The 24,907-nt window shown below is 39.9% G+C and carries 24 protein-coding genes and 1 tRNA gene; 6 read left to right on the top strand and 19 right to left on the bottom strand.

Annotated elements, in window-relative coordinates; genetic code table 11:
* The first annotated feature begins 25 nt into the window (after positions 1-25).
* From AC52J8_RS03885 to AC52J8_RS03875, 3 genes are all read left to right on the top strand, one after another.
* Positions 26-943, top strand: coding sequence for a patatin-like phospholipase family protein (locus AC52J8_RS03885; RefSeq protein ID WP_086399866.1), 918 nt, complete (start codon positions 26-28; stop codon positions 941-943).
* Positions 944-1,048: 105 nt separating this feature from the next.
* A complete protein-coding gene (locus AC52J8_RS03880) occupies positions 1,049-1,510 on the top strand; it encodes an NfeD family protein (RefSeq protein ID WP_032005387.1) in 462 nt (153 codons plus the stop codon).
* A gap of 28 nt (positions 1,511-1,538) precedes the next feature.
* On the top strand, positions 1,539-2,393 hold the full coding sequence (locus tag AC52J8_RS03875) for an SPFH domain-containing protein (protein WP_002116544.1): 855 nt from the start codon (positions 1,539-1,541) through the stop codon (positions 2,391-2,393).
* Between the two features lie 71 nt (positions 2,394-2,464).
* On the opposite strand, the gene AC52J8_RS03870 is transcribed toward AC52J8_RS03875, so the two are convergent.
* The 3 genes from AC52J8_RS03870 to prpF form a co-directional block, all read right to left on the bottom strand.
* Entirely contained in the window at positions 2,465-2,833 is a 369-nt protein-coding gene (locus AC52J8_RS03870) for an MmcQ/YjbR family DNA-binding protein (RefSeq protein WP_086399680.1), read from the bottom strand.
* Positions 2,834-2,891: 58 nt separating this feature from the next.
* Positions 2,892-3,803, bottom strand: a complete 912-nt coding sequence (locus AC52J8_RS03865) for a polyprenyl synthetase family protein (protein ID WP_496538878.1) — start codon at positions 3,801-3,803, stop codon at positions 2,892-2,894.
* Between the two features lie 161 nt (positions 3,804-3,964).
* Positions 3,965-5,152 carry a 2-methylaconitate cis-trans isomerase PrpF gene (gene prpF / locus AC52J8_RS03860; protein WP_086399679.1) on the bottom strand — a complete coding sequence of 396 codons (1,188 nt, stop codon included), beginning with the start codon at positions 5,150-5,152 and terminating at the stop codon, positions 3,965-3,967.
* 378 nt (positions 5,153-5,530) lie between these two features.
* Here prpF and AC52J8_RS03855 point away from each other — a divergent pair, with 378 nt between their 5' ends.
* On the top strand, positions 5,531-6,910 hold the full coding sequence (locus AC52J8_RS03855) for an amino acid permease (RefSeq protein ID WP_031945084.1): 1,380 nt from the start codon (positions 5,531-5,533) through the stop codon (positions 6,908-6,910).
* Between the two features lie 101 nt (positions 6,911-7,011).
* Here the strand turns inward: AC52J8_RS03855 and AC52J8_RS03850 are convergent, their stop codons facing one another.
* Positions 7,012-7,266: a TIGR03643 family protein gene (locus AC52J8_RS03850; RefSeq protein ID WP_002116175.1), complete on the bottom strand. Its 255-nt coding sequence runs from the start codon at positions 7,264-7,266 to the stop codon at positions 7,012-7,014.
* Positions 7,267-7,574: 308 nt separating this feature from the next.
* Between AC52J8_RS03850 and AC52J8_RS03845 the strand changes: the two genes are divergently transcribed.
* Positions 7,575-7,650: transfer RNA gene (locus AC52J8_RS03845), tRNA-Arg, on the top strand.
* Positions 7,651-7,816: 166 nt separating this feature from the next.
* Positions 7,817-9,061 carry a tyrosine-type recombinase/integrase gene (locus AC52J8_RS03840; protein ID WP_086611524.1) on the top strand — a complete coding sequence of 415 codons (1,245 nt, stop codon included), beginning with the start codon at positions 7,817-7,819 and terminating at the stop codon, positions 9,059-9,061.
* Here the strand turns inward: AC52J8_RS03840 and AC52J8_RS03835 are convergent.
* The 15 genes from AC52J8_RS03835 to AC52J8_RS03765 form a co-directional block, all read right to left on the bottom strand.
* Positions 9,054-9,254 (bottom strand): hypothetical protein, encoded by a 201-nt coding sequence (locus AC52J8_RS03835; RefSeq protein WP_086611526.1) that lies wholly within the window; start codon positions 9,252-9,254, stop codon positions 9,054-9,056. The genes AC52J8_RS03840 and AC52J8_RS03835 overlap by 8 nt on opposite strands.
* A gap of 124 nt (positions 9,255-9,378) precedes the next feature.
* Positions 9,379-9,933 (bottom strand): lysozyme, encoded by a 555-nt coding sequence (locus AC52J8_RS03830; protein WP_086611528.1) that lies wholly within the window; start codon positions 9,931-9,933, stop codon positions 9,379-9,381.
* A complete protein-coding gene (locus tag AC52J8_RS03825) occupies positions 9,923-10,141 on the bottom strand; it encodes a hypothetical protein (protein WP_001083663.1) in 219 nt (72 codons plus the stop codon). Before AC52J8_RS03825 ends, AC52J8_RS03830 begins: the two co-directional genes overlap by 11 nt.
* On the bottom strand, positions 10,138-10,494 hold the full coding sequence (locus tag AC52J8_RS03820) for a hypothetical protein (RefSeq protein WP_031982916.1): 357 nt from the start codon (positions 10,492-10,494) through the stop codon (positions 10,138-10,140). The genes AC52J8_RS03825 and AC52J8_RS03820 overlap by 4 nt, the downstream gene beginning before the upstream one ends.
* A gap of 49 nt (positions 10,495-10,543) precedes the next feature.
* Positions 10,544-15,484: a TipJ family phage tail tip protein gene (locus tag AC52J8_RS03815; protein WP_496538877.1), complete on the bottom strand. Its 4,941-nt coding sequence runs from the start codon at positions 15,482-15,484 to the stop codon at positions 10,544-10,546.
* Positions 15,485-15,536: 52 nt separating this feature from the next.
* The gene (locus AC52J8_RS03810) at positions 15,537-16,202 is read right to left on the bottom strand and encodes a tail assembly protein (protein WP_304594544.1); all 666 of its coding nucleotides are present in this window, start codon (positions 16,200-16,202) and stop codon (positions 15,537-15,539) included.
* The gene (locus AC52J8_RS03805) at positions 16,186-16,977 is read right to left on the bottom strand and encodes a C40 family peptidase (RefSeq protein ID WP_496538876.1); all 792 of its coding nucleotides are present in this window, start codon (positions 16,975-16,977) and stop codon (positions 16,186-16,188) included. The genes AC52J8_RS03810 and AC52J8_RS03805 overlap by 17 nt, the downstream gene beginning before the upstream one ends.
* A 6-nt stretch (positions 16,978-16,983) precedes the next feature.
* Complete coding sequence (locus AC52J8_RS03800; RefSeq protein ID WP_086611408.1) at positions 16,984-17,790, bottom strand: phage minor tail protein L; 807 nt, start codon at positions 17,788-17,790, stop codon at positions 16,984-16,986.
* A complete protein-coding gene (locus tag AC52J8_RS03795) occupies positions 17,777-18,952 on the bottom strand; it encodes a phage tail fiber protein (RefSeq protein WP_496538875.1) in 1,176 nt (391 codons plus the stop codon). Before AC52J8_RS03795 ends, AC52J8_RS03800 begins: the two co-directional genes overlap by 14 nt.
* Positions 18,953-19,004: 52 nt before the next feature.
* Positions 19,005-19,346 (bottom strand): phage tail protein, encoded by a 342-nt coding sequence (locus tag AC52J8_RS03790; RefSeq protein WP_031983783.1) that lies wholly within the window; start codon positions 19,344-19,346, stop codon positions 19,005-19,007.
* Entirely contained in the window at positions 19,343-19,486 is a 144-nt protein-coding gene (locus AC52J8_RS03785) for a hypothetical protein (RefSeq protein ID WP_171250849.1), read from the bottom strand. Before AC52J8_RS03785 ends, AC52J8_RS03790 begins: the two co-directional genes overlap by 4 nt.
* Positions 19,487-19,525: 39 nt before the next feature.
* Entirely contained in the window at positions 19,526-22,993 is a 3,468-nt protein-coding gene (locus tag AC52J8_RS03780) for a tape measure protein (protein WP_496538874.1), read from the bottom strand.
* Positions 22,994-23,053: 60 nt separating this feature from the next.
* Positions 23,054-23,767, bottom strand: a complete 714-nt coding sequence (locus AC52J8_RS03775; protein ID WP_496538873.1) for a hypothetical protein — start codon at positions 23,765-23,767, stop codon at positions 23,054-23,056.
* 93 nt (positions 23,768-23,860) lie between these two features.
* Positions 23,861-24,331 (bottom strand): DUF2335 domain-containing protein, encoded by a 471-nt coding sequence (locus AC52J8_RS03770; protein WP_000077909.1) that lies wholly within the window; start codon positions 24,329-24,331, stop codon positions 23,861-23,863.
* Positions 24,332-24,342: 11 nt separating this feature from the next.
* Positions 24,343-24,564 (bottom strand): hypothetical protein, encoded by a 222-nt coding sequence (locus tag AC52J8_RS03765; protein ID WP_001032561.1) that lies wholly within the window; start codon positions 24,562-24,564, stop codon positions 24,343-24,345.
* Positions 24,565-24,907 lie beyond the last annotated feature (343 nt).

Raw genomic sequence — 24,907 nt, 5'->3', positions numbered from 1 at the left:
ATCTCGACGTAGATTATTTTTAAAGATGAAAATTGCTCAATTTGCCAGTATTGGATTTATCTCTCTAGCACTATTTGGCTGTGATAAATTTAGCAAAACACTAACACCGACAACCTCAATGAAAGCCCGTGAACCTGTGATTGCACTTGCTTTAGGTGGCGGTGGAGCAAAAGGATTTTCACATATTGGTGTAATTAAGGTTTTAGAGTCTCACGGAATTAAACCTAAAATTGTCACGGGTACCAGTGCCGGTAGCTTTGTTGGAAGTATCTACGCAAGTGGACAAACACCTTATCAATTGCAAAGTCTGGCTCTAAAGTTACAAGAGTCAGATATCCGCGATTTAACACTTAATCGTCAGGGTATTATTCTTGGACAAAAGTTACAGGACTACGTTAACCGTAATGTAGGCAATAAACCAATTGAGAAGTTCCCAATCCGTTTTGCTGCCGTGGCAACACGCCTCGATAATGGTCAAAAAGCTGACTTCATTAAAGGTAATGCAGGCCAAGCCGTACGTGCATCTTGTAGTATTCCGAATGTATTTGTACCAGCAACAATTGGCAAGCAGAAATATGTAGATGGTGGATTGGTTAGCCCAATTCCTGTTAAAACTGCTCGTGATATGGGTGCGGATATTGTGATTGCAGTCGATATTTCTGCGCGTCCAGCAGGAAATCGCCCAGCCAATATGTGGGGATTACTTGATCAAACCATTAATATCATGGGTCAACAAAGTATTAATGAAGAGCTCAAGCAGGCCAATGTTGTCATTCAACCTAAAGTTGGTCATCTAGGTACTCTTGATCTCAAATCAAGTAACCAAGCAATTTTGGAAGGCGAAAAAGCAGCTCAAGCGCAAATACGTCAAATTGAAACAGCAATTGCAAACTTCAAAAAATCTCCAGCTGCGTTTAAGCCTGCGCCACGCCCTAAATTCTAATTGAGGTGGTTTTTTTCTATCCACACTCCCCATCATCTGCTACAGTGGTAAAAGTGATATTGAGTCACTTTTACCCATCATAAAGATATATAAAAGAGCAGATCTATGGAGTTTGTTATACAACCTTGGCACTGGTTTGTATTGGGTATCTTACTTATTCTTTCTGAACTGATTCTACCCGCCTTTGCCGCGCTTTGGTTTGGTATTGCCGCCATTATGGTGTGCTTTCTCTACTGGTTATTTCCAGATATTAGCCTCACAACGCAAATTGTATTATGGATAGTTCTGTCAGTGCTATGCACCATTCTTTGGTTCAAATTTATTAAACCATTATCAATTGATAAGACTAAAGCGGGATTACCCCGTGAAGCAACTATTGGTCAAATTGGTATGGTGATCCAAACCGGTCTCGACCATGATCAAATTATCGTTCGCTTTCCAATGCCCATTTTAGGGGCCGATGAATGGAACTGCCGAAGCACCACACCAGTCAGAGTTGGTGATCGTGTTAGAGTTATTGATATTTCGGGTAACGACTTAATTGTCCAGTCCCATGGTACTTCATAAACATTAAAGATAAAGAGAGGGTATTTTTATGCCAGTCGGTACTATTATTGTTTTAGCCTTTTTGGCTTTTGTGGCTGTCACCATTTTTAAAGGGGTTCGTATTGTTCCTCAGGGTTATAAGTGGATTGTTCAACGTTTAGGGAAATATCACTCTACCCTTAATCCGGGGCTTAATTTTGTGATTCCCTATGTTGATGAAGTGGCTTATAAAGTTACCACTAAAGACATTGTGTTAGATATCCCATCTCAAGAAGTGATTACGCGTGACAATGCTGTATTACTCATGAATGCTGTGGCATATATTAATTTAACCACACCAGAAAAAGCGGTCTATGGTATTGAAAACTATACATGGGCAATTCAAAACCTTGTACAAACTTCATTACGTTCTATTGTCGGTGAAATGGATCTAGATGATGCTTTGTCTTCACGAGATCATATTAAAGCGAAGCTAAAAGCTGCGATTTCTGATGATATTTCAGATTGGGGCATCACTTTAAAAACTGTCGAAATTCAAGATATTCAACCCTCTTCTACCATGCAAGCTGCCATGGAAGCTCAAGCTGCGGCAGAACGTCAACGCCGTGCGACAGTAACAAGAGCTGATGGTGAAAAACAAGCTGCAATTTTAGAAGCTGATGGTCGCTTAGAAGCATCTCGCCGTGATGCAGAAGCACAAGTTGTTTTGGCTGAAGCTTCGCAAAAAGCCATTGAGATGGTGACAAGTGCAGTGGGTGATAAAGAAACGCCAGTTGCTTACCTGTTAGGTGAACAGTATGTCAAAGCGATGCAAGATATGGCGAAATCAAGCAATGCTAAAACAGTGGTTTTACCAGCCGATGTTTTAAATACAATTCGCGGAATTATGGGAAAACATAATTAATTTAGTTACTTTAAATACGCAATTGAAGTCAAAACGGCGACTATGATGTCGCCGTTTTTTTATGTTTTATATTATTGGTTTTTTAATCTTTTCTGATCTTTCAAAGGGAGTTTTTTTACAACCAAATCATAAGAGTCGCTAATTAAATCTTGAAGTAAATCGGTTGTTAAGTTCTTATGCGGTGTAATCGAAATCCAGTGTTTTTTATTCATGTGATAGCCCGGAACAATAAATGAATAGAGTTCTTGATATTCCTGACTTTTATAAGGATCACATTTGATATTAATCATTTTGACGCCAGCTACTTCTGCGGTCAGCATGAATATTTTTTCTAAAATTTTAAAAACTTCATAGTCTGGACCAAAAGGATGGGACTGTTGACTAAAGGGAAGATTGCGAGCGATTTCAATTGCAGCTTGATGAAGCTGAGCACCATTCATTCTTTTCTCCCTTATTCATTGAATATGAATAGAAGTTATGAATATTGATTTAATATTATTAATTAGTACGCGCTAAAAGGAATTGTGAGATATCTACTAATTCTTTTGCATCATCACCAAAATGAGCTAAAGCTTCAAAAGCTTGATCATGCAACTCTTTAGCATATGACTTTGCTTGTTCGAGCCCCATTAAGGCGGGGTACGTCGATTTTTGTACTTGTTCATCCTTACCTGCAGTTTTACCCAAGGTTTCAGTACTCGAAGTAATATCGAGAATATCGTCTAATACCTGAAAAGCCAAACCAATGGTCTGCCCATATTGACGCAAGTTTGGAATTGCTTGATCTGTTCCAGAGAAAATGGTCACGGCACCCATCATAATGGCCGCCTGAATGAGCGCACCAGTTTTATTACGATGGATATTTTCAAGTTCGTCTTGAGTAATTTGCTTGCCTTCAGCTTGTAAATCTAAAACCTGTCCAGAGACCATCTTGGAGCTGGCAGTTGCTAAAATCTGCATTTGTTTTAATACAATCGCCGCATCGGTGCCCTGCCCTTGTTCATCAAACAAACGACTCCCTAAAACCTCAAAAGCCATCGACTGTAAAATATCACCTGCAAGTAAAGCGGTATCTTCACCAAATGCTACATGGCAAGTTGGCTGACCACGACGAAGTAAATCATTGTCCATACAAGGCAAATCGTCATGCGCTAGCGAGTAACAATGAATAAGTTCAACTGCAACCGCAGCACGGCGCGCCGCAGCAAAATTTGGATTTGGCTGTAAAGAAGCAGTGGCATAACACAAAGCCGGACGCACACGTTTTCCACCAAGCATGACTGCATGGTGTACTGCACTTTTTAAAGGCTCTGGAATTGAGAACGCGGCCAGTGTCGTCAATAAATCTTGTTGAATACGTTGTTGAGCTTGTTTTAAAACATCCGCATTAACTTGAGAGAGTGATGACACAGTCGCCTCGATAAAATCAGTAGAGAAATTTTATTGAATGTAATGAAGCATTCATGCGCTACATCATACACGATTCACTGTTAAAAGTGGGTGATGAGTTTTTGAAGGCAACTGTAAAAAGCCTCTACATGATTGAGAGGCTTTTTCTTATTTAACAACTTTTAAAAGCTGTCACCTGGAACGCGTACCCAACCTTCCATTAACACACGTGCACTGCGGCTCATAATGGCTTTTTTCACGACCCATTGATCATTAATCAGTTCCGCTTGAGCACCAACACGTAATGTTCCAGATGGATGACCAAAACGTACTGCTTCACGTTCGCCACCGCCCGCAGCTAAATTTACCAATGTGCCCGGAATAGCGGCTGCCGTGCCAATCGCCACTGCCGCTGTTCCCATCATGGCATGGTGAAGTTTGCCCATCGACAAAGCTCGAACGAGTAAGTCGACATCGTTCTCTGAAACGTTTTTACCGCTTGAAGCTGTGTAGTTTTTTGGTTTAGAGACAAAAGCAATTTTTGGTGTGTGCTGACGTGCGGCTGCTTCTGAAATATCTTTAATTAAGCCCATCTGTAACGCGCCATAGGCACGAATTTTTTCAAAACGTGCTAGTGCAGTTGCATCACTATTAATATGATCTTGCAACTCTGTACCTTGGTAACCCAAATCTTCTGCATTTAAGAAAATAGTTGGGATTCCGGCATTAATAAATGTCGCTTGGAAACGGCCAATATCAGCAACATCTAATTCATCAACGATATTTCCTGTCGGGAACATATCACCGCCTTCTTCACCGTCATCGGCTGGGTCTAAAAACTCAATTTGAACTTCAGCGGCAGGAAAGGTCACCCCATCCAGTTCAAAGTCCCCAGTTTCTTGAACTTGACCATTGGTAATAGGCACATGCGCAATAATAGTTTTTTGAATATTTTTTTGCCAAATTCGAACAGTGCATAGGCCATTTTCAGGAATACGATCTGCATCAACCAAGCCATTTGAAATCGCAAAAGAACCAACAGCCGCGGTTAAATTACCGCAGTTACCACTCCAATCTACGAAAGGTTGATCAATTGAAACCTGACCAAATAAATAGTCGACATCATGATCTGGCTGAGAACTTTTAGCGAGAATAACGGTTTTACTCGTACTCGAAGTAGCACCACCCATTCCATCAATTTGTTTCCCATAGGGGTCTGGGCTACCAATTACACGGAGTAAGAGCTGATCTCTGGCTTGTCCTGCAACTTGGGCTTTTTCCGGCAAATCATCAAGCTTAAAAAAGACACCTTTACTGGTTCCACCACGCATATAAGTTGCTGGAATTTTAATTTGCGGTACTGAGCTCATATCAACTGTTATCCTTACTATTATGTTCTTCTATATCAAAACAAGCATTCTTGTTTACCCTTCTCTGCATCTTAAATTGTTTTAAGGCCAAGAGATAGCGATCTGCTTTATACATCAATCGTATTGACGCGAGCATATTTTGTGAATTTAACAATGCTCTTGCAATGACCTAATCTAAGCAAAATCTAAGAAAAAAAGTCTATCTGAAATTATATTTTTTAGAGTACTTTTCACTCGAAATAGAAATATTAAAAGCAAGATTATGATTTTAAATAATTTTTACAATTACTTTTCAGTCACTGCTTATTAATTTGTAGTCTAGGCTAAAATAACTCCATCTATTAGAATAATTTACTTATTCATAGTGAGTGAAGACCTTTGACCAACGAATCTTCTACACTGCAACGAGGACTAAAAAATCGACATATCCAATTAATTGCTATGGGTGGAGCAATTGGTACCGGATTATTTTTAGGCTCGGCGCAAGTGATTCAATCTGCGGGACCATCCATTATTTTAGGATATGCCATTGGTGGCTTAATTGCTTTTTTAATTATGCGCCACCTGGGAGAAATGATTGTTGAAGAACCTGTTGCAGGATCGTTCAGCCATTTTGCGTATAAATACTGGGGGAAATTTCCCGGATTTTTAACTGGATGGAATTATTGGATACTCTACGTTCTGGTTGCGATGAGCGAGCTCACCGCAGTGGCCAAATATATTAATTATTGGTGGCCTCATATTCCAGCGTGGACGTCTGTCTTATTTTTCTTTGTCGTGATTACGGCAATTAACCTAACAAACGTCAAATTTTATGGTGAGTCCGAATTCTGGCTCGCTATTATTAAAGTTGCAGCGGTCATCTCTATGATTGTTTTTGGGCTTTATTTGCTATTTACAGCAGATGTAGGCTCAAATATTTCATTTAGTAACCTTTGGTCTCATGGTGGATTTTTTCCAAATGGCTTTAGCGGCCTCTTCTATATGTTGGCTTTCTTGATGTTCGCCTTTGGTGGTATTGAACTGATTGGTATGGCCGCAGCAGAAGCAAAAGATCCGAAAAAAACGATTCCAAAAGCAATTAACCAAGTCGTTTTCCGTATTTTGATTTTCTATATAGGTTCACTAGCGATCTTACTTTCATTAGTGCCATGGAACCAATTAGATCTTGGCGGTCTCGACAAAAGTCCATTTGTTATGATTTTTAGCCAAATGGGAATTGGTTGGGCTGCACACTTACTGAACTTTATTATTTTAACTGCTGCTCTATCTGTTTATAACAGTGGGATGTTTGCAAATAGCCGTATGCTATACAGTCTCGCTCAACAAGGTAATGCACCAAAAGTTTTTGCAAAAACCAATAAACAAGGGGTTCCTATTCCCGCTGTTCTGCTTTCTGCTTTATTAATCTTTGGTTGCGTTCTTTTAAATTACTTTGTACCTGAAGATGCTCTTGGACATCTTATGTACGTTGTGGTTGGTGCACTTGTTCTAAACTGGGCAATGATATCAATTACACATTTGAAGTATAGACGCTTTGTTAAGCACGCGAATATTAAGACATCTTTTCCAGCGTTATGGTCACCTTTTAGTAATTACTTAGTTTTAGCGTTTATTGCTGTGGTTCTCTATATTATGTGGACTCAAGGCTTCAAAGAGTCAGTAATGATGATCCCTATTTGGATTACGGCAATGCTTATACTTTTTGACTATTTAAATCCTAAAAAATTAGATTCCATTGAGAATCCTGAAGAATAAATAAATCTAAAAAGCCATTGTCTAGACAATGGCTTTTTTATTCATTATCAGTAAATTACGCGTTGTAAGAATTAAAATTTCATCGACAATAAAATTAGACGTTAAGCATATTTATACTGACGAGAGCAGTAAGCTCGTTCAACCTCTGGTGAACGTAATTGTTGATGCTTAGTTTTACGCCCTGCCATACGTTTACGCCAAAGTTTAAAACTATTGGTTTTCAGGTTATATCTCATTAAACGAATCACTTCGCTTTCACTTAAGCCATATTCTCGCTCAATTGCTTCAAATGGGGTTCGATCTTCCCATGCCATTTCAATAATTCTAGATAAGTCCTGTTCATCAATTTTTTTCATGCTATGCCCTTTTGAATTATAGGTAGCTAAATCTGATTTTTAACAAACAACCTTTCGGGAACAGTTTCATCTACTCAATTGCTTGTCTTAAACCTTTTCGTGTTTTGCTTCAGATCATAGAAAGATCAACATGAAGTTTTTGTGATTTTTTAGCTTTATAAACTGTTTTTCTACAGATATAAGTGTTTGAAACCGTTGAATGGTTCAACTTTATCTTTATTGGCCACTCTGGCAAAATTTTTAATAACTAAAACGTAAAAAAGCCATTGCCTTCGCAATAGCTTTTTTGTTTATAATCATAAAATTATGCGCCCTTAGCTTAACTGGATAGAGCAGTTGCCTCCTAAGCGACCGACGTGGGTTCGAGTCCCGCAGGGCGCACCAAATTAAATTACACCTTAGTCCGAAATAGTACGGGAACCCTTTATCTATAATTGATTATTAAATTTTTATAGTCTTTAATAGTCCGACATAGACCGAGATAATTCTTGTTTTTTTACGGTACTTAATACAGTACCTCATTAAATACCGCAAAAATGGTACCGCAAAAATGCCTAAAACCGTTGTCCCACTTACTGATACAAAGATAAAGAAAGCTAAATCAGAAAATGGAAAATCCCTGAAACTATCTGACGGTTCGGGTCTCTATTTGCTTATAGATAAAAACCAAAATAAGTTTTGGCGTTTTGACTATTCACGCCCATATACAAAAAAAAGAAATACTATTGGTTTTGGCTCTTATCCAGAGGTGAGTCTTGCAGATGCTCGATCTAAACGAGATGAAGCTAGAACATTACTGGCACAAAACATAGACCCCCAAGTTGAACGTAAAAGAGTTGAACAAGAACACGTAAACTCCGAAAAAAATACTTTTGGCGCAGTTGCTGCAGAATGGGAAAGCAAACAAGATTTTGCCGAATCAACTATCCGTGGCCATAAAAGATTACTTCAAGTCATAAACGCGAATATTGGGAAAAAACCTATTGATAAAGTTACCCCAGTAGAGGTTTTAAATATCTGTCGCATTTATGAGAAGCAAGGAAAATTAGAAACAGCGAAAAAGGTTAAAGTTAAATGTGGTCAAATCATGAGATATGGTGTTGCCACTGGTAGATGTGAGAGAGACGTAACCCAAGATTTAAGAGGCGCTTTAAAAACACCTAAGGTAAAACATTTATCAGCTCTGACTGAATCGAATGAATTTGCCCCACTCCTCTATGACATCGATTTTTATGAAGGCACATTTATTACTCAAATTGCCTTAAAAATTGCTCCTTATGTATTTGTTCGCCCCGGTGAATTACGTTATGCAAAGTGGCCAGACATTGATTTAGAAGTTGATCTTTGGAGATATACTCCACCGAAAACTAGAAACAAAACTGGCGTTCAACACCTTGTGCCTATTCCTAGACAAGTTAAAGAACTGTTGCTGAAAATAAAGGAACTGACTTATGATCCTGACGGGGAAAGTGAGTATGTATTCCCATCTATGACTAGTAAACTTAAACCTATGTCAGAAAATACAATTAACCAAGCGTTACGCAGGTTAGGCTATACATCTGAACAAGTTTGCGGACATGGCTTCCGAGCTTCTGCAAGAACAATATTAGAGGAAGTACTTAACTACCCTATTGAAATCATTGAGCAGCAATTAGCACACAAAGTTAAAGATATGCACGGACGAGCATATAACAGGACTAAGCATTTAGAAAAAAGAAGGGAGATGATGCAAGCTTGGGCAGATTATTGTGATCAAATAAAAGCAGATTATGCCAAGACCTTACCAACTAGATAAGTGATTGTATCTTAGTGAATTGCCACCAAGTCTTATTAAAGTAAACTTCATTATTTAAAAAGTTAATTTTTAGCTCGTTTCCATTGTGATCATAAATCTTTATGACTTCACCTTTTTTATTTATTTCGGCAAGAAGATTGCATGTGTGCTCCATCTTGCCAGATTCAGAAACCATGATCATGACTTGCGACATCACAAAGCCCTTACACAAATAGAGACATTAACGTTACTATTAATTGAGTGAGCTGTGCAACCTGAGAAGATTAAACACAGCAATGTGATGATCGATGCAACTTTGGTACGCTTGCACATATAAGTTACTTCTTTAAAAAGAGTGCTCGCTCTGCTTCTCGGCGACGAACTAGGCCTTTCATAACCTTACCGCCCGCCTTATTCCACACTAGGAACTGATCAGCAGCGCCTTGATAGTCACCTTTATTCAGTTTTTTTAATAAGGTTGAATTATTAAAAGCACCTGAGCCAATGTTGTAAGTCAGTGAAACCAATGCATCAAATTGATTTTGACTTAAAGGCACTATCACAGATTCATTTACAGTCTTTTCAAATTTGGCCAAGTCGTGTTTGAAGTAGGCTTTAGCTTGCTCAGGTGTACAAGTATCCCCTTTTTTTACCTTCGCGCCATTTGGATAAACTGTGGTGCCAGTGCCAATGGTCCAGACTCCTACCCCATCGTCATAAGCTGTGAATCGTGTGCCTTCAAAACCTGTTATTAGGTCTACACCAAAATCACTTGTAGTTTTCCCACCTGGTGCAAGTTTATTGACCACTTTATTTAGTTCGTCTACTTGTGCTTGAGTGAGTTTACCACCTGCAATTACACGGGCAGCGTCGAAGAATGGTTTAGTTGTCATTGGATTCACCTTTCTTTTTCTCTAATTCAGAACTACCAAAATAAAAGCCGCATGCTGTTGTCATAGCCCCTGCAATGAAGCCCAATGCCGTATTAATCAGATTGCTATTTTCTCGTGGCATATCCACAAAAAATAAAGCAATCACTAAAACAAACATTAGTCCCACCAATGCAAAAGCTAGATAAGCGCGGGTATTTTCACTGTTCATCTTTTTGCTTCCTCCAACCGTGATACTTTCTCTTTAATTAAAGACTGGTCTTGGCTTAATTGAATAATTGAAGATCCAACCCACGCACACAATGAAAATACGATGCCTGCAAATATTCCCAGCAATACACGCAGCACAGAAATTCCACCATCTTGCGAAGCTGTACGATTTTCCAAATTCGCGACTTTGATATCTAATGTATCGATGTCCTTTTTGTTCTGTTCGCTAGTCTCTTTGTGCGCTTCATTAATGAAAGTCAGTCGAGTAACATGATCTGACAACATGCGAATATCACTCTGAATGGAGTCAATTTTCTTTTCGAATCTCAACCCGTATGATTCATTTTCAGTCATGCCTTCCCCCTTTCGTTTAGGCAATAAAAAAGCACCCAATTGGGTGCTGTTATTTCTTCATTTCAATTACACTTAATGTTCTTGAAGTAATCATAAAGTTGCTTCTTGATTCCACATTTAATGGGATATTAACGCCCTCCTGTCGAGCAAATCCTGCTTTAAGTGTGTAGGTAACATTGCCAATAGTACTGTTATCATCAATAGCTGAAACGATAACCGCTGTACCATTAAAATTAACGTTAATATTACCAGTCTCAATATTCGCGCCCAGAGAGCCCCTGCCAATTAAAGACCCATTTTTATATATTGAAATATAAAAGGAAGCCATTGCCCTATCGTTAGCTGCAATTGAATTACCTCGTCCATCACTTACACTAAATGCCCCGAAGGTTGGGGTGCAAATATTTACTGAGGCATCAAGTCTAACTTTTCCACCACTTCTATTCAGAGTAACTTGTAAAAGTGTACCTATATGATTTTCCCACGCTGATAGATGGTTGTTAAAATCATTATTAGGCAACCCACCAGTTGATCCTCCTGAAAAACTATTGATAGTTTTGATATCAATTGCTTTAACTCCTATCGGTACAGTTACAGCCTCATCCTTGATCTTTAGAGTATCAATTGCGCCATCTTCAATATTCGCAGTTTTGACTTTAATTGTTCCCAAGTCTGCACTAATAGTACTTAAGTTTTCAGCCCAGATTCGATTCGCATTGATATACCCAAAACTAGCATTATCAACATATAAACCACGCGGAATAACTGTGCCATTAGGCAAAGTCACAGGCGTGTTTTGCAATATCATTAGGGGTTTTGGCTCTATTCCATCAATGCCCACTGGAGTACCAAATTGAATGCGGTCATAGTTAAAAATGAAGGTAGAAGTAGCACCATCATTCAATGATCCATGACCGGAAACATGGCCATTTACATCGAACTTGGTAAACTGCTGAGCATAGATGCCATCCACACTTTCACTGACATTTTGAATAGACGCACTATTCTCACCGACTTTAGTTTGCAACGTTTCCGTTACTTTTATCGTTGAAGAAATAGCACTAGCATTTGCATTGATTTGTTGCTGAAACAAAGCATTGCTGTCATTCAATTGTGCAGACACTTGATCTGTACGTTTAGATTGAGCCAAATCGCCTTCAATACGTGCAGATTGCTCTGACCAGACACCTGCATAACCCCCTTCATTTCCGATTAGATCGGATTCTGAACCGATTAAGGGTGGGTTGAGTTGCGCGTAAACTCCATCAATCCTTGTAGTTTGGGCAATAACTTTGTCATCTACATTCTTAATGTCTGACTCAACTTGCTCAAGTGCACCAGTTGATGCCTTATCATCAAGCTCAAGATTAATTGAATCAATTGCTTCAGCATTTGCCGAAGACTGATCTACCGCGACTTGTGCAGATTGGCGTACAGTTGCTAAAGCACCATCATTGCTTGCAATATAAGTATCAATCTTTTGAACTGTTACTTTATCGCCCTCAATTCGAGCTTGAACTTCTTGCTGGGCGTACGCACGTAAATCATTAACCTCAACAACTGTAGTATCTATACGTTTGCTTAGTGCAAGATCTCCTTCAATCATGGCTGATTGAACAGACCATGTACCTGCAAAACCTTGATCGTTACCGATCAGATCAGACTCAGAGCCAATTAACGGAGGGTTAAGCTGTGCATAAACACCGTCAATTCTCGTTGTCTGAGCAATGATCTTGTTATCAACATCTTTAATGTCTGACTTAACTTGATCAAGTGCGCCTGTTGAAGCTTTATCATCAAGCTCGAGATTAATTAAATCAATTGCTTCAGCATTTGCAGTAGACTGATCTACCGCGACTTGTGCAGATTGGCGTACAGTTGCTAAAGCACCATCATTGCTTGCAATATAAGTATCAATCTTTTGAACTGTTACTTTATCGCCCTCAATTCGAGCTTGAACTTCTTGCTGGGCGTACGCACGTAAATCATTAACCTCAACAACTGTAGTATCTATACGTTTGCTTAGTGCAAGATCTCCTTCAATCATGGCTGATTGAACAGACCATGTACCTGCAAAACCTTGATCGTTACCGATCAGATCAGACTCAGAGCCAATTAACGGAGGGTTAAGCTGTGCATATACCCCGTCCGTTTTTTCAGCAACAAGCGAAAGGTCATTAGCAACAACCCGAATACTTTCTTGAGCAGCTGCAATACCCTCATCACTTGACTGTTTAACAGTATTTACAACCTCAAGAACACTTTCATCACCATCAATAATTTGTTGAGATAAACCATCTGAAGCCTGTTGAATCGCGTTCTGGCGATTAATGACTTCTTGCTCAATCTGGTCTTTGGTAGCTTTAACTGCCGCCTGTCTATCAATAATTTCCTGATTGATCTGATCTTTCGTATTCTTGATATCCTGTTTAATCTCAGGAATCTGAATATCGATAATCTCAATTTGATCAATCTTAGTTTTTAAATCCTGACTAAGTTGAGTTTCACTGATTTGATCATTCAAGAGCTCAAGAACATCTGTTGCATCTGCAGAAGTTGTCGCATGAGCCCAATCCGACCATGGCCCAATATTCCCGATCCGGTCAATCAAACGGCCACGATAAAATTGAGTTAAATTTGGCTGCAAACCCTGGAGAGTATGAGTCGTTGTTGGATAAGCGAATAAGCCCAATTGAGCAATGTTACTTGTACCATCTGGCGATACTTCAATTTCAGTATAAGCCGTATCAAGCGCACCAATTGAAGGAAAGCCCCAGTTAAGTTTTATACCGAACAAAATCCCTGTCGCTTGAATAAAAGCCAGTTTAGGCGGCAGGCCTTGCTTACCAGAGAGTTCAGTCAATACCGAATAAACTGGTAAAGAAGCAATCTCGAAAGCTGAAATCGCTGTAACACGTGCTTGATACTGCCCCGCATAAATACCAGGTATTTCGACTGAGTTATTACCAGTAACTGGAAGCTTGATCCAGCTGCCGTCATCTTTACGCCACTCGACCTGATATTTAACGGCTCCTTTTGCCTGAGTCCAGGATACAATCATTGTTGCTACATTGATGCCCTGATCAACTCGGCTTTCACTAGTAACAACGACATCTGTTACAGGATCCTGAATTGTTGGGTTCACAACCGAAATCGGAACCTCATCAAAATAAGCACCCTTATCGATCGCATCAAACTTTGCTGGATTATATTGAAGCGCTGTCACTGAAAATTGATGACTTTCGTCTTGAGTAATCGAGATCACTCGAAACTTCATTGTTGCCAAGTCTTGGGCATCAATAACCCATACGTTTTGGGTGGCAATAGCATCAAACTCATGAGTAACAGTAACAACTCGACCCGAGATCGATTGAATAATTCGAGTTTGAGCTTTGCCATCCTCGCCATTAATAATCAATCGGTCACCAGCAACTGCCACAACGTCGTCACGATCTAGCGTAATGCTTTTACGATCTGCTGATATTTTAGACACACGCCCTCCGTTTGCCCGTCCAGCAAACAATGGATCTGCAATATCAATAACTCTTCCCGGCTGCGGAATATGGCCATCCAAACCAACTTTAAAACTAACAGTTCTGGTTTCTAACTGTTCAGACTTTAATGCCCACCAACCTGCTCGCTGCGCTTGCCCTCGTGAGGTACATCCCCAAGCTTCTATTTCTAAAATACGAACTTGGCCTGCTTCAGAAATTGCCTTTTCATCGCGGACAAATTCATATTCAGTCTTATAGTGATTGGCTGGGTTGTCCCATGCAATTTTTACAACATTGTGCCTGTCTCGAGCACGAGTACCTGCATATTCAAAATTGCCATCAATAACATTAGCCCGGGTATAAGTGAAGTAAGTATCTTGAGGAATATCCGCATCACAAATAATGCTATTGCCATCCCAAAATGTGATGGCACGGAATACACCTGCTAACTTAGTTAAAATTTCAAAGGCACCTTCGGCACTCTGAAGATAAACGTTACAAGTAAAGCGTGGTTCTTGACCGCCCAACCCATCCGGCACCATTTGGTCACAGTATTGTGCTAAACGATATAAAGACCACTTATCAACCATTAGCGGGGTTAAGCGGTCACCCAAAGCATAACGGTCTACTGTGCATATATCGTAATAGATCCATGCCGGGTTATTGGAATAAGCCTCTTTAAACGTGCCATCCCACATTCCAACATACTGTCGTGTAACCGGATTATAATTTGTAGGGACTTTTAGGATTCTCCCCTTCGCATCCATTGCAACTTTAGCAACGTTTCCAAAAGTCTCAGCATCGTATTGAAGGCCCAATAATGCTGTGTTTGGGTAACGTAATTTCGCATCGATCACTTCTGTAACAGCTGCAATATACATCTTGTCGCTGATATATTCAGAAGATGAGTTCGGCGTCAGACGGCGTACACGTACAAGCCAACCAGAATCAGCTCGAGGCAAATCAATGCGGTGTGCTCGCTCGTAATTTGCAGAAGTCTTATCTGAAATCTTGGTTTTTAGTACTTCAGTCCAGACACCTCCATCAGTCTGTAAATCGATTGCGTATTCGATCGTTACGCCTGATACATCACCATTTGTAGCATTCTGAGTACGCAAAGGACCCCACTTTAAGCGCAAACGAACAGCATCAAGGTCAAGATTACTAAAAGCTCGAACCCATGGCGTTTCAGACTTTAACTCCACATCGATGGCAGTTTCACTTTCTACTGCAGGAAAACCCTCAATGTATTCCTGATCATTAGTACCATTTCTAAAATCAACTTTTACATTTTCAAAGTTAAGGCTTCCATCTGCATTCTGAAGTGGAGTTTCTTCTAAATAAATTGACTGAAGCCCATTTGCTAGCCCCTCAATTTCTCCTTCAGCTAAACCATATAGAACCTTGATAAAGGTTTTCGATTGAGCAGAATCTGGTGAAATGACAGGTTGCCGTTGTTTATTGCTGCCTTTTTTTGCGCCTACTACTGCATTCATAAGAAATCTCACGCAATAAAAAAGGCGCTAGAAAGCGCCTGTTAAGTAAAATTTACATCTGATCTTCAGGATATTGACCTGCGCTCACAATGAAGCCGCCGATTTCCCGTTGACCATAAAGAATTGGAACAGGATTACCTTGTGCAACTGTAGTTACTGCACCGCCAAAGCCTTTGTTGGCACGGTTGCCATCTTGGTTTTGGTCTTGAGTATTATCAATTTTTGGCATGAGCATCTGCGCGACACCACCAAGCATCATTCCAATACCTGAGCCAATCAATGCAGCACCGAGTGGTGCTCCACCGCCCAATGTGCCTACAGTTACTAAAACCCCCACCACGACCATCACAGCACCCAATACAGTCTGTAATATTCCATTACCGCCTGCACCAACTACACGTGGAACAATATGAATAACCTCAGCTTCAGTATTCATATCAAGCTGTTCTTCACCGATATTGTCACCAGTGATTAGGCGCTTAGTTTCATGATCGTAAATTGCTGGGCGTTTCTTGCCTCGCTTATTACTTGAGTTCTTTGATTTTAAAAATACGGCAAAGCGTAGACCCTTCTCATGTGCATGCAACATAAAATGCTCAAAGCCAGCGATCTGAACAGATAATGCACGCATTGCTTCACGTGTATTTTCGACATCGAGCTTAAATTCGCGGCCAAATTTTTGCCCTAGAATGCCGTACAACTTAATTGTTTTTAACATCTCTATGCCTCAAGATTTTTACCGTTCTGGTTGACCATTGCGGCCCATAGATTTCACGTATAGATTTACGGCCGTGAAGCTGATGCAAGATTAATGTATTGCCAATACAAGGTTCAGTTTCTTCGGACTTCAGCATTGCATTATCACCAAGCCAAATGATGCAATGATTTGGGTGTTCTGTTCGTGGTACTCGACAAATCAACATATCTCCATATTGCGGAGTGTCCACTTCATAGAAACCAGCTTTCGGAAAGTTATCAATCAAAATTGACGGATGATCTTTGTCTTCCCACCACCCATCTTTTCGTTCAAAGTCTGGTAAATGAATACCTAGCTCACGGTCATAAAAGTCACGAACTAATGCGTAACAGTCCTGATAATAATGAATATAATTACGCCCCACTAAGGGGGCGCGATAACCACAAGGTTCATAAACTTGAATATCCATATCCGGATAGGAGCAAATGACCCATGGCTTTTTATGTAGTTCAATTTGGATACGATCTAAATCAGTAGCACGGGACGTGCCATCTGGATGCGAATGAACATAAGCTTGAATTTCACCCTGATTTTCTGCAGACACCAGATCTTCAGGATCAATTTCAAAATTAGTTGTTTTATCCTGTTTAATAATGCCATTTTGATCATAAATTGTTGGGGCAATATTAGTACATGGTAAATATTTACCACCAACAATTAACCCACAGCATTCTTCCGGATAACATTTTTCAGCATGCGCCATGATTGTGTTTTTGATTTTTGCTGTAAGCTTCATAAAACCTCACAATAAGCTTGAAGCTGGGAACCCACCAAACGGTAACGGCTTATTTTCACCAAATCGCAAGCGGCAAGAACGTAAACGTCCACCGCATCGATCAAGTGCCGGATTATCAGTTGGCTCATCTTTGTCAGTGAACATTGCTACACCTGTGTAACCACATTCCTCACCGCGATACTTGCCAACCATGCACCAATGACAAAGTGAAGTAATTTGTCGAACTGGGATTTTCAAACCTTCAAAATCGATTGGATTAGAGAGCTCAAAAGTTACCTGTTGGGCGTTTTCAGATGTCTTTTGCTCGATGTACCAAATTTGCTCTTTTGATTCATTCGATGCCGTTGGGTTACCTGAAGTGAAGTTTTCAGCATCAATGTATTTAGCAAGTGTGGTAATGACTTTAAGTTTTGCGCCAGCAAAGTCTTTAAACTGCAAACAGTAAGCAGATACTGCATTCTGGATGCCGTTAATATTGTTCGCCATGCTTAAAGTTGGAGCTGAGGCTTTACCATCTGAACGCATTTCAAGCCCCGAAACCTCCAAAGCCATTGGTTCAAAAACTTGACCCTGCCAGACAATATTTCGGCTCCATACTTTTTGATCACCAGCATCAAAAATCTTGCCGATGCTTCCAGAATCAGCACCGATTAATCCTTCAGATCCGATCGATGAATAGATTTTTTGCCAGTCTTGAAAAGCTATATGCCCGTGGAAGCGCAAAATGCCAGCACCAAGTGAGCTGGCATCTAGTTCATACAAATGGATTAATCCATCAACATATAGCTTCTGAAAATCACTATTCAGACTCATGGGTTACCTCGTCATAAATCTGATTTCCATCTTTATCAAGAACCGGCACATCATCAAAAACTGGTTTACCTTCGCCATCGATTACCTGCACCCATTCAAGCAATGGTTCACCCTTTTCATTCATCACTGGTTGATTCGTTAGAATAGGTGTTCCGTATTGATCTGTTTGAATATGAGTTACAGGTTTCTGATAGTTCTTGCCATCTACAATGACTGCTTTTCCTTCATCATCAAATAAGTCTTCATATTTAGTGATGTAAGTCAGTTGTGGCGCATATTTAATTTGCTGCACCATACGTGGTTGTTTTTCAGTACGTAGTGTCGTGATTACTTTTGGCTTTTTGATTTCATTTAAACGAATATCAATCCAACGAGGCTGACCATTTACATTACTTGGAATATCAATTGGTGCATCATGATTAGCAACGATATCACCTTCTTCATTCATTTTTTTCTTGAAAGTTTTAATTTCAAGATCACCATTTTCTAGCGTTTGGTATTCAACAGCGCAGATCTTGTTGCCGTGCGTATCATTTGGAATTTCAATCCACCAACCGTCTTTCGAAAACCCGGAGCTGCCTTTAATTAAGTAATGGCCAACATCCTTTTTTTCAAAAGTAATAGGCTGTTCAGCGGCCTCATCATTAAGTTCAATTTTTTCTGCAAATAATTTAACAATTGGAGACGCTGCTTTTATAAAGCCATTACTATCAATCGTGGTAATGCCTGTATGCCATAAATCAACAACTTGCAAAGGGTAAGCTTGTGTATTTAACCCCCTAACTACACATACCCGATTATCTGTGACAGAGGCCCCAATAGTAAAAAAGCCAGCACCAACTTTTGAAGAAACAATATAAGGAAAATAATTTGGCAGTATTTTCCCGTTAATATTAATGTTTTGAATGTTGCTAAAGAAAAGTCCAGATTTATCTTTATGAGTATCAAAAAAATTGCTGGCGTTACCATTGTAAAAATTAGCCTCTCCCCCTACACCGAAGGACCCAACCTCAAGCAAATTACCTGCTGCTGTACCTACATACCGACTAGCCGCATGAGTGTTATTTGTAAAATTTTCATTAATTTTTGCGCCAGTTGCACGATATGTATCGCCACCAGCACCAGTTGGGGCAACACCTAGATTTAAAGTTTGAATCGTCATTTTCTTACTCGCATAAAAAAGCCCCTAAAAAGGGGCTTTAAAGGGGTTTAAATTAAGGGTAAAAAACTTGGGTGAAAGTCGTTGAGATTTGCCAAATATCACCGCCTAAACAACGGGGTTGATATTCGCCTGTTTTAACTCGTACCTCACCATCTAAAGGTGAATCCCAAAGGAACGAGTCAGCACCTTTGTGATCATCAAAGAATGCTTTGATTTGCATAATTTCGGCTTTGTAAGCCGTTCTTTGATAAGTCCATTCACCAGATCGGTTATTAATACCAATTGAAGTATTCTGTTCATAACCATCGCCAAATTTGCTTGATAACGTATTAAAGCGCTGAGTATTACTATTTCCGTCTAAGTCGCATTCGAAAGTGAATTTAAGGTTGCTCATTTAGAAAGTAAGCCTCCTTGTCGTTTATCATTCAGAATTAATTTCTTTACGGCTTCACCAATTTGCGCACCTAAAGTAATTTCTGATTTTTGGTGTTCTTTTAAAGTAAATCGACGTTTTTGCTTTCTAAGAGATTTCATTTTTAGATCTCCAATAAAAAACCCACTCCTTCGAGTGGGTTACTTTGATAATAAACCGCCTTGTCGTTGCTCTTGACGGATAATCGTTCTAACTGCATTTCCGATCATTTGCCCAAGTTGCTTCTGGTCCTGAGTATTAGCACCATTAGTACTAACACCTGAATCAGTTACATAGACTTGGATTGTGACAGGCTGTCCAGAAGATGAAACTGTTCTCTCAAAACTCCCACCAGAGTTAATGGCATTCAATGTATCTACGCCAACTCGCTTGGTAGCTGCCGCATTCAATACATATTCCTGACCATGAACCACACCAGCCACATCACCTCGGCCCATGTCGCCTGTGTAGCCGCCTGAAGAGAAGCCTTGCGGTGTTGCAGCTTGGATGAGAGATACAAATGTACCCGATTTAATTGTCGCGATCGCTGCTGCTGCCGCTTTTTGGTACCAAGTACCTGGCTCATTTGCATAAGCATCTGAAGCAGCTTTCCACATATTCATACCAGCCTGCGCCAAAGCAAATGCCCGCTGACTTTCATAAAGAATGCGGTATGCACTTGATGACTCACCAAGCATATTTTTAAACATGCCAGCCAATGCCCCTGTAACATTAGCTCCATAACCCAACTGGAGATTCATTGAATCATTTTGATAAGTAGATTCAATCAATTTCAAACGCTCAAAGTGTTCCTTCATGATTTGTTCACGTTGTGCATTTAGAGCTACCATATTTGCATTTGGATCTTGTTCCTGAGTTTCAATATCAGCAAGCTGACTATCAAATACTTTTTGAGAAGCATCATAACGGCTAAAGCGCTCCTGTTCTAAAGCGAATTGACCACTATTACCAGTGATACTCGCCTGAATGCCACCCCAGTTTTGAACAGCGTTATTCACTTTATCGCGAGTCTCTTTATCCTGATTGGCTTTAGATAATGCCAGTCGCTTACGTTTTTCCTCCTCATCTTTTGCCGTTTTGGCAATTTCTTCTCGCTCCAATCTATAACGTTCCTGCATGGCTTGGGTTTCTGTCAGTAGAGCTTGTTTAGCCTGAAAAAGACGTTGCTCTTGAGCGAGTTGAATCATCCCAACTTCTTGATCGTACTCCTGCTTAAGTGCATCAAGACGAATCTGCTTTAAATCATCCGTTAACTCAGTTCCTTCCTTGATTTGCATCTGCTTAGTTTCATATGAGTATTTGAGTTTCTGCTCTTCACTCCAGTGAAATTGATTGATCTCATATGTTAATTCACGCAAATACAATTCTTTGTTTAATTCAGCACGAGCCGTAGCCTTTGCAATATAGTCTTTCTCTTCATTTCCAAAGTTTGCCTTTCGGATTTCAGCTAACTCGCGCTGTAAATCATTTTCAATTTGAGTCAATTTAGGAGCGTAACTATCTGCAAATTGATCACGTAATCTAGCTTGTTCCTCAAACAATCTTTTAGCTTCGTTCGCCTCTTTTATGGCTTCTCGATTTGCTTTGCTTGACTCCGAATTAGACTTACGTGCAGCAGCTGCACTATTACGTTTAGCTTGGGCGACTGCCTCCTCACTTGCTTGGAGTTTTCGGTTGGCGGCAAGATTCTGATCAATAATTTTTGCATCTTGCGCAGATATCTTATTGCCATTCTGAACATATGCCTCAGCAAAGGCTTTTGCTCTTTCAGGGTCAAAACCATAATTCCCAATAAGTTTGTTTGAAAGCTCTGTCTTAAAAGTACTTTGCTGTAATTTCTTTAGATAGTCACTTAGTGCATTAGTTGCATTATTTGCAGCACCTGCAACACCATCCAAACTGTTCGCATGGATATTATTCTGATTAGCTGCGTTTTGTGCTGCATTACCTTGAAGTTTTGCTTCTATACCTACAGCTTTTAAGCCATCTACCAACTTTACGCCTGCAAAATATGCCTGATCATACCCTTCAACTTGTTTTTTAAGTGCGTTATAGAGGTCTGGCGGAATACTCATGCCATTGAGTCTTCTCAGTGCTTCTGTGTAGCTAATTGTTCCTAGACGAGCTTCATTGGATATTTTTGTTACCTCTACATTTCCTTGTGCAAAGTTTTGAATATCAATTAAAGCCGCACCTGCTGCTAATTCTGCATCGCGTAAAGCCTTGTTCTGGGCTTCTAACGCAGCTGTCATATCATTTATAGCTGACTGTTTTTCCACACCATGAAGTTTACGTAACTCTTCTGCTGCTTGATTTGCCACCTCTGCTTGCTCTTTAAGTTTTTGGTTGGCCTTTTCTGTTCGGTCTTGCATATACATGTAGCCAGCAGCTAATGCTGTAACACCGATAGTTAGAACGCCTGCCCAACCACCTACTAAACCAAAAATTTTAGAACCTACGCTTGTTGCTTTGTTTAACGCATTTTGTGCCGCAGTTTGGGCTATTACCGCTTGAGTTACTGCATCTGAAGCAATTTTGTATCGTGCGTTTGCAGCAGTTGCACCAAATTTGGCTTGCGTCTCAGCATTAGTTGCCTGAACATTTGCAAGGTGCGCTTTAGCTTCATTTACTTTTAAAGTAGTGAGTACGAGTGCATCTTGTTTTTGTGCTTGATCAGCAACCTTTTGAGCAGCAGAAGCAATAAGATCCGATTGAACCGCAACTGTTTTCGAGATTATCGCTTTGGTGATTGCTCCAATTCCTAATACAACTGCACCATCTGCCAATAATTCAAAGTTGTTAGCAAGACCTTCTATTGAGCCTGAAAGTACTTGCGCAGCACCTGAGCTTCGACCAGCCTCTCCAATGAACTGAGTTAAACTATTGCTTAATAAGCCTAATGATTGACCAATTGTTGAATCAGTTTTGCCAAATTGTTTGTCAGCTTCATCTGACATTTTTAATAATGCTTTGGTGACCTTCTCAGAGGTTAATTCTCCATTTTCTGCCATAGATTTAAGTTGGCCAATAGGAACATTCATCCCTTTTGCTATCAACTGCATTAATCCATAGCCATTTTCCATTACTGAGTTGAATTCATCCCCTCGCAATGCACCACTACCAAGAGCTTGACCTAATTGCATAATGGCAGCATCAGCTTGGGTTGCTGTTGCTCCTGATAATGCAATACCTTTAGAGATAGTTTCTGTTAATCGACCAATATCCTCTTGAGCTAGCCCAACATCTTTGGCATTCATTGCTAGTTTTTGATAGACAGTAGCAGTCGACTCCCATGATGACCGCGAGCGTTGTGCAATCTCAAAGGTATTATCCATTGCTGTATTTAGTTGGTTTTGCCCATCCGTCACTAGCTTCAGTTGGTTCTGAATGCCCGTGTAAGTATCCATCTTTGAAACTGCGGCCCCAACTGTAACCAATCCAGCCATGTAGCCAGCAAGTTGGCGCGTTGCCACAGACAAACTATCCATTGATTTGGTTGCAAAGTCTCCCTTGCGCTCAATGCTATCTAATTCATTGCCTAGATTACGCGCATTACGCTCTGCATTTTTAGCATCAATTACAATAACGAGACGTGATTCTTGTGCCATCTTACTTTCCTCTAGGCAATAAAAAACCCACTCATTGAGTGGGTTGTTAACTAAATTTAACTATCTTTCAGTTTCATCAGCCACAGCTGCAATATCGGCCGCGGCAGCAGCGGCTGCCACCTCTGCACTAGGCATAGATTCATCCCAACTTTCACGCAACTTTTCAGCTTCTCTTTCGTGCTTTTGATTTCTATAGATTGTTTCAATTTCTTTATAGCGATTGGTATCAATTTCATTGAATGGACTATCTTTTGCACCAACAACTCTTTTAATGGCTTTATTTAAATAAAAGTTTGAACCTTGAAACTCAGCAAGAGGAATATGTGCAGCCAAACCAATATCTTCACCATCACTTTTCAAATTGTATAGATAAGTATTCAATGGCTCAGGGCTTACCTCATCTTTATTCAATCGATAAATAAAGCTACATTGATAATATCCTCTTATTGACGCTCCATATGAGTTATGGGCCTCATAATCAATATCAACTGTTAATTCTCGAAACCTAGCTTTCTCATCCTTAATATTGTCCTTAACTATCCCATCCTTAGTAATGAGATCACCAAATACATTAGTAATATCCTCAGCTGGCGGAATAACTGTAGAGATATTTGCCTCTCCAATCTTTAGGCTGGATGGGCTTTTTAATGAGTTGGTTAGATAATCAACACACTTATCATAAGTTGAATTGAATACTTTTTTATCAACCCCAGTATTAGCTTCTTTGCAGCCACCTAGTAAAGCCACAAAACCTAATAAAATTATCTTTTTCATGAAATACCCCTATGTTTAGGGGTAATTTAACAAGTGGTTAATAAAGGCGCAATAAAAAACCGCTAGAGATAGCGGTTGTTTGGGTGTTGCTTACTATTTTTGAGTAGACGGCTTAGATGTCTGCTCACCATTAGAAGCAGGCACTTTGCGAAGCACTAGGATTACTAAAATAGCTGCTAAGGTTGAGAAAGCAGCCGTTGCAACCCAAGGATAACCAGCATATAGCGCATATACTGCTACACATAGAATCCCTATTCCTATCAACACTCCAAATATTAAACCAAGAAGGAATAATTGAGAGTTATGTTTTTGATTCTCAATGTTTGCAGTGTTGATGCGCTTATTTTCTGCCATTTGATGGCGAGCCACTTCATGACTCATAGTCTGTTCATTCTCAACAATCTGCATTAAACGACTAGCTAGACCAGGTTGGATTTCTTCAAATGCCTTAACCAAATCAGGAGGCGGGTATGGTGAGTAGCTTTCCGCCTCTTCCACAGCAACTGATACATCATTGCCATTTTTTGTTGCGATGCCACGTTTAGTTCGACGATGTTGAGACATTAATTAGGTATTTATAATGAGTTAAGTTCAGGTTGTTTACTGCGCAAGTCACATGCGATTCTGTTGGTAGCTTTTGTCATGTTTTTACCGACTGCTTCCCAATGTTTTGCTGCATTACCAATTGGTCGCGGATCTTCCATTTTTGCAGGCTCAACAGCATGTACTGGGACACGAGGTGCTAATACAAAAGCTGCTAGCAGACCTTCTGTAAAGTACTTCATACCTTTGTTCATTTTTTATCGCCCTTATATTTAATGGGTGTCATAAAACATACAATTTTTATGACAGAAAAACCCTCTTATCATTTGATAACAGGGTCTCTATAGGAACAAGGGTACGCACTAATGACATTTCTGTCAATAAGGAATCTTTACGGGAATGTCAAGAGAATAGGCGTATTATGTAACATCAAGTGCGCTATATCACGTCGCTTGTTCACAGTTAAGTATCGCACGTCAGCATTTAAGTCTTCGTCACTCGTTGCGTCGCCTTCTTATGCGCCTCATCCAAGAACATATCGTCAAGCGTAAAGATACAGTCATTAAAGATGTAGCGTTCTACAGGTAGATCATATTG

Source organism: Acinetobacter sp. S-1 (assembly GCF_059579785.1).
Note: the sequence above shows the minus strand (reverse complement) of the source record. Positions and strands in the feature narration are given on the sequence as shown.

Bases quoted from the DNA above. Each gene is read 5' to 3' on its own strand.
- AC52J8_RS03885 (WP_086399866.1), top strand. From the start codon at position 26: ATGAAAATTGCTCAATTTGCCAGTATTGGATTTATCTCTCTAGCACTA.
- AC52J8_RS03880 (WP_032005387.1), top strand. From the start codon at position 1,049: ATGGAGTTTGTTATACAACCTTGGCACTGGTTTGTATTGGGTATCTTA.
- AC52J8_RS03875 (WP_002116544.1), top strand. From the start codon at position 1,539: ATGCCAGTCGGTACTATTATTGTTTTAGCCTTTTTGGCTTTTGTGGCT.
- AC52J8_RS03870 (WP_086399680.1), bottom strand. From the start codon at position 2,833: ATGAATGGTGCTCAGCTTCATCAAGCTGCAATTGAAATCGCTCGCAAT.
- prpF (WP_086399679.1), bottom strand. From the start codon at position 5,152: ATGAGCTCAGTACCGCAAATTAAAATTCCAGCAACTTATATGCGTGGT.
- AC52J8_RS03850 (WP_002116175.1), bottom strand. From the start codon at position 7,266: ATGAAAAAAATTGATGAACAGGACTTATCTAGAATTATTGAAATGGCA.
- AC52J8_RS03840 (WP_086611524.1), top strand. From the start codon at position 7,817: ATGCCTAAAACCGTTGTCCCACTTACTGATACAAAGATAAAGAAAGCT.
- AC52J8_RS03835 (WP_086611526.1), bottom strand. From the start codon at position 9,254: ATGTCGCAAGTCATGATCATGGTTTCTGAATCTGGCAAGATGGAGCAC.
- AC52J8_RS03830 (WP_086611528.1), bottom strand. From the start codon at position 9,933: ATGACAACTAAACCATTCTTCGACGCTGCCCGTGTAATTGCAGGTGGT.
- AC52J8_RS03825 (WP_001083663.1), bottom strand. From the start codon at position 10,141: ATGAACAGTGAAAATACCCGCGCTTATCTAGCTTTTGCATTGGTGGGA.
- AC52J8_RS03820 (WP_031982916.1), bottom strand. From the start codon at position 10,494: ATGACTGAAAATGAATCATACGGGTTGAGATTCGAAAAGAAAATTGAC.
- AC52J8_RS03815 (WP_496538877.1), bottom strand. From the start codon at position 15,484: ATGAATGCAGTAGTAGGCGCAAAAAAAGGCAGCAATAAACAACGGCAA.
- AC52J8_RS03810 (WP_304594544.1), bottom strand. From the start codon at position 16,202: ATGTTAAAAACAATTAAGTTGTACGGCATTCTAGGGCAAAAATTTGGC.
- AC52J8_RS03805 (WP_496538876.1), bottom strand. From the start codon at position 16,977: ATGAAGCTTACAGCAAAAATCAAAAACACAATCATGGCGCATGCTGAA.
- AC52J8_RS03800 (WP_086611408.1), bottom strand. From the start codon at position 17,790: ATGAGTCTGAATAGTGATTTTCAGAAGCTATATGTTGATGGATTAATC.
- AC52J8_RS03795 (WP_496538875.1), bottom strand. From the start codon at position 18,952: ATGACGATTCAAACTTTAAATCTAGGTGTTGCCCCAACTGGTGCTGGT.
- AC52J8_RS03790 (WP_031983783.1), bottom strand. From the start codon at position 19,346: ATGAGCAACCTTAAATTCACTTTCGAATGCGACTTAGACGGAAATAGT.
- AC52J8_RS03785 (WP_171250849.1), bottom strand. From the start codon at position 19,486: ATGAAATCTCTTAGAAAGCAAAAACGTCGATTTACTTTAAAAGAACAC.
- AC52J8_RS03780 (WP_496538874.1), bottom strand. From the start codon at position 22,993: ATGGCACAAGAATCACGTCTCGTTATTGTAATTGATGCTAAAAATGCA.
- AC52J8_RS03775 (WP_496538873.1), bottom strand. From the start codon at position 23,767: ATGAAAAAGATAATTTTATTAGGTTTTGTGGCTTTACTAGGTGGCTGC.
- AC52J8_RS03770 (WP_000077909.1), bottom strand. From the start codon at position 24,331: ATGTCTCAACATCGTCGAACTAAACGTGGCATCGCAACAAAAAATGGC.
- AC52J8_RS03765 (WP_001032561.1), bottom strand. From the start codon at position 24,564: ATGAACAAAGGTATGAAGTACTTTACAGAAGGTCTGCTAGCAGCTTTT.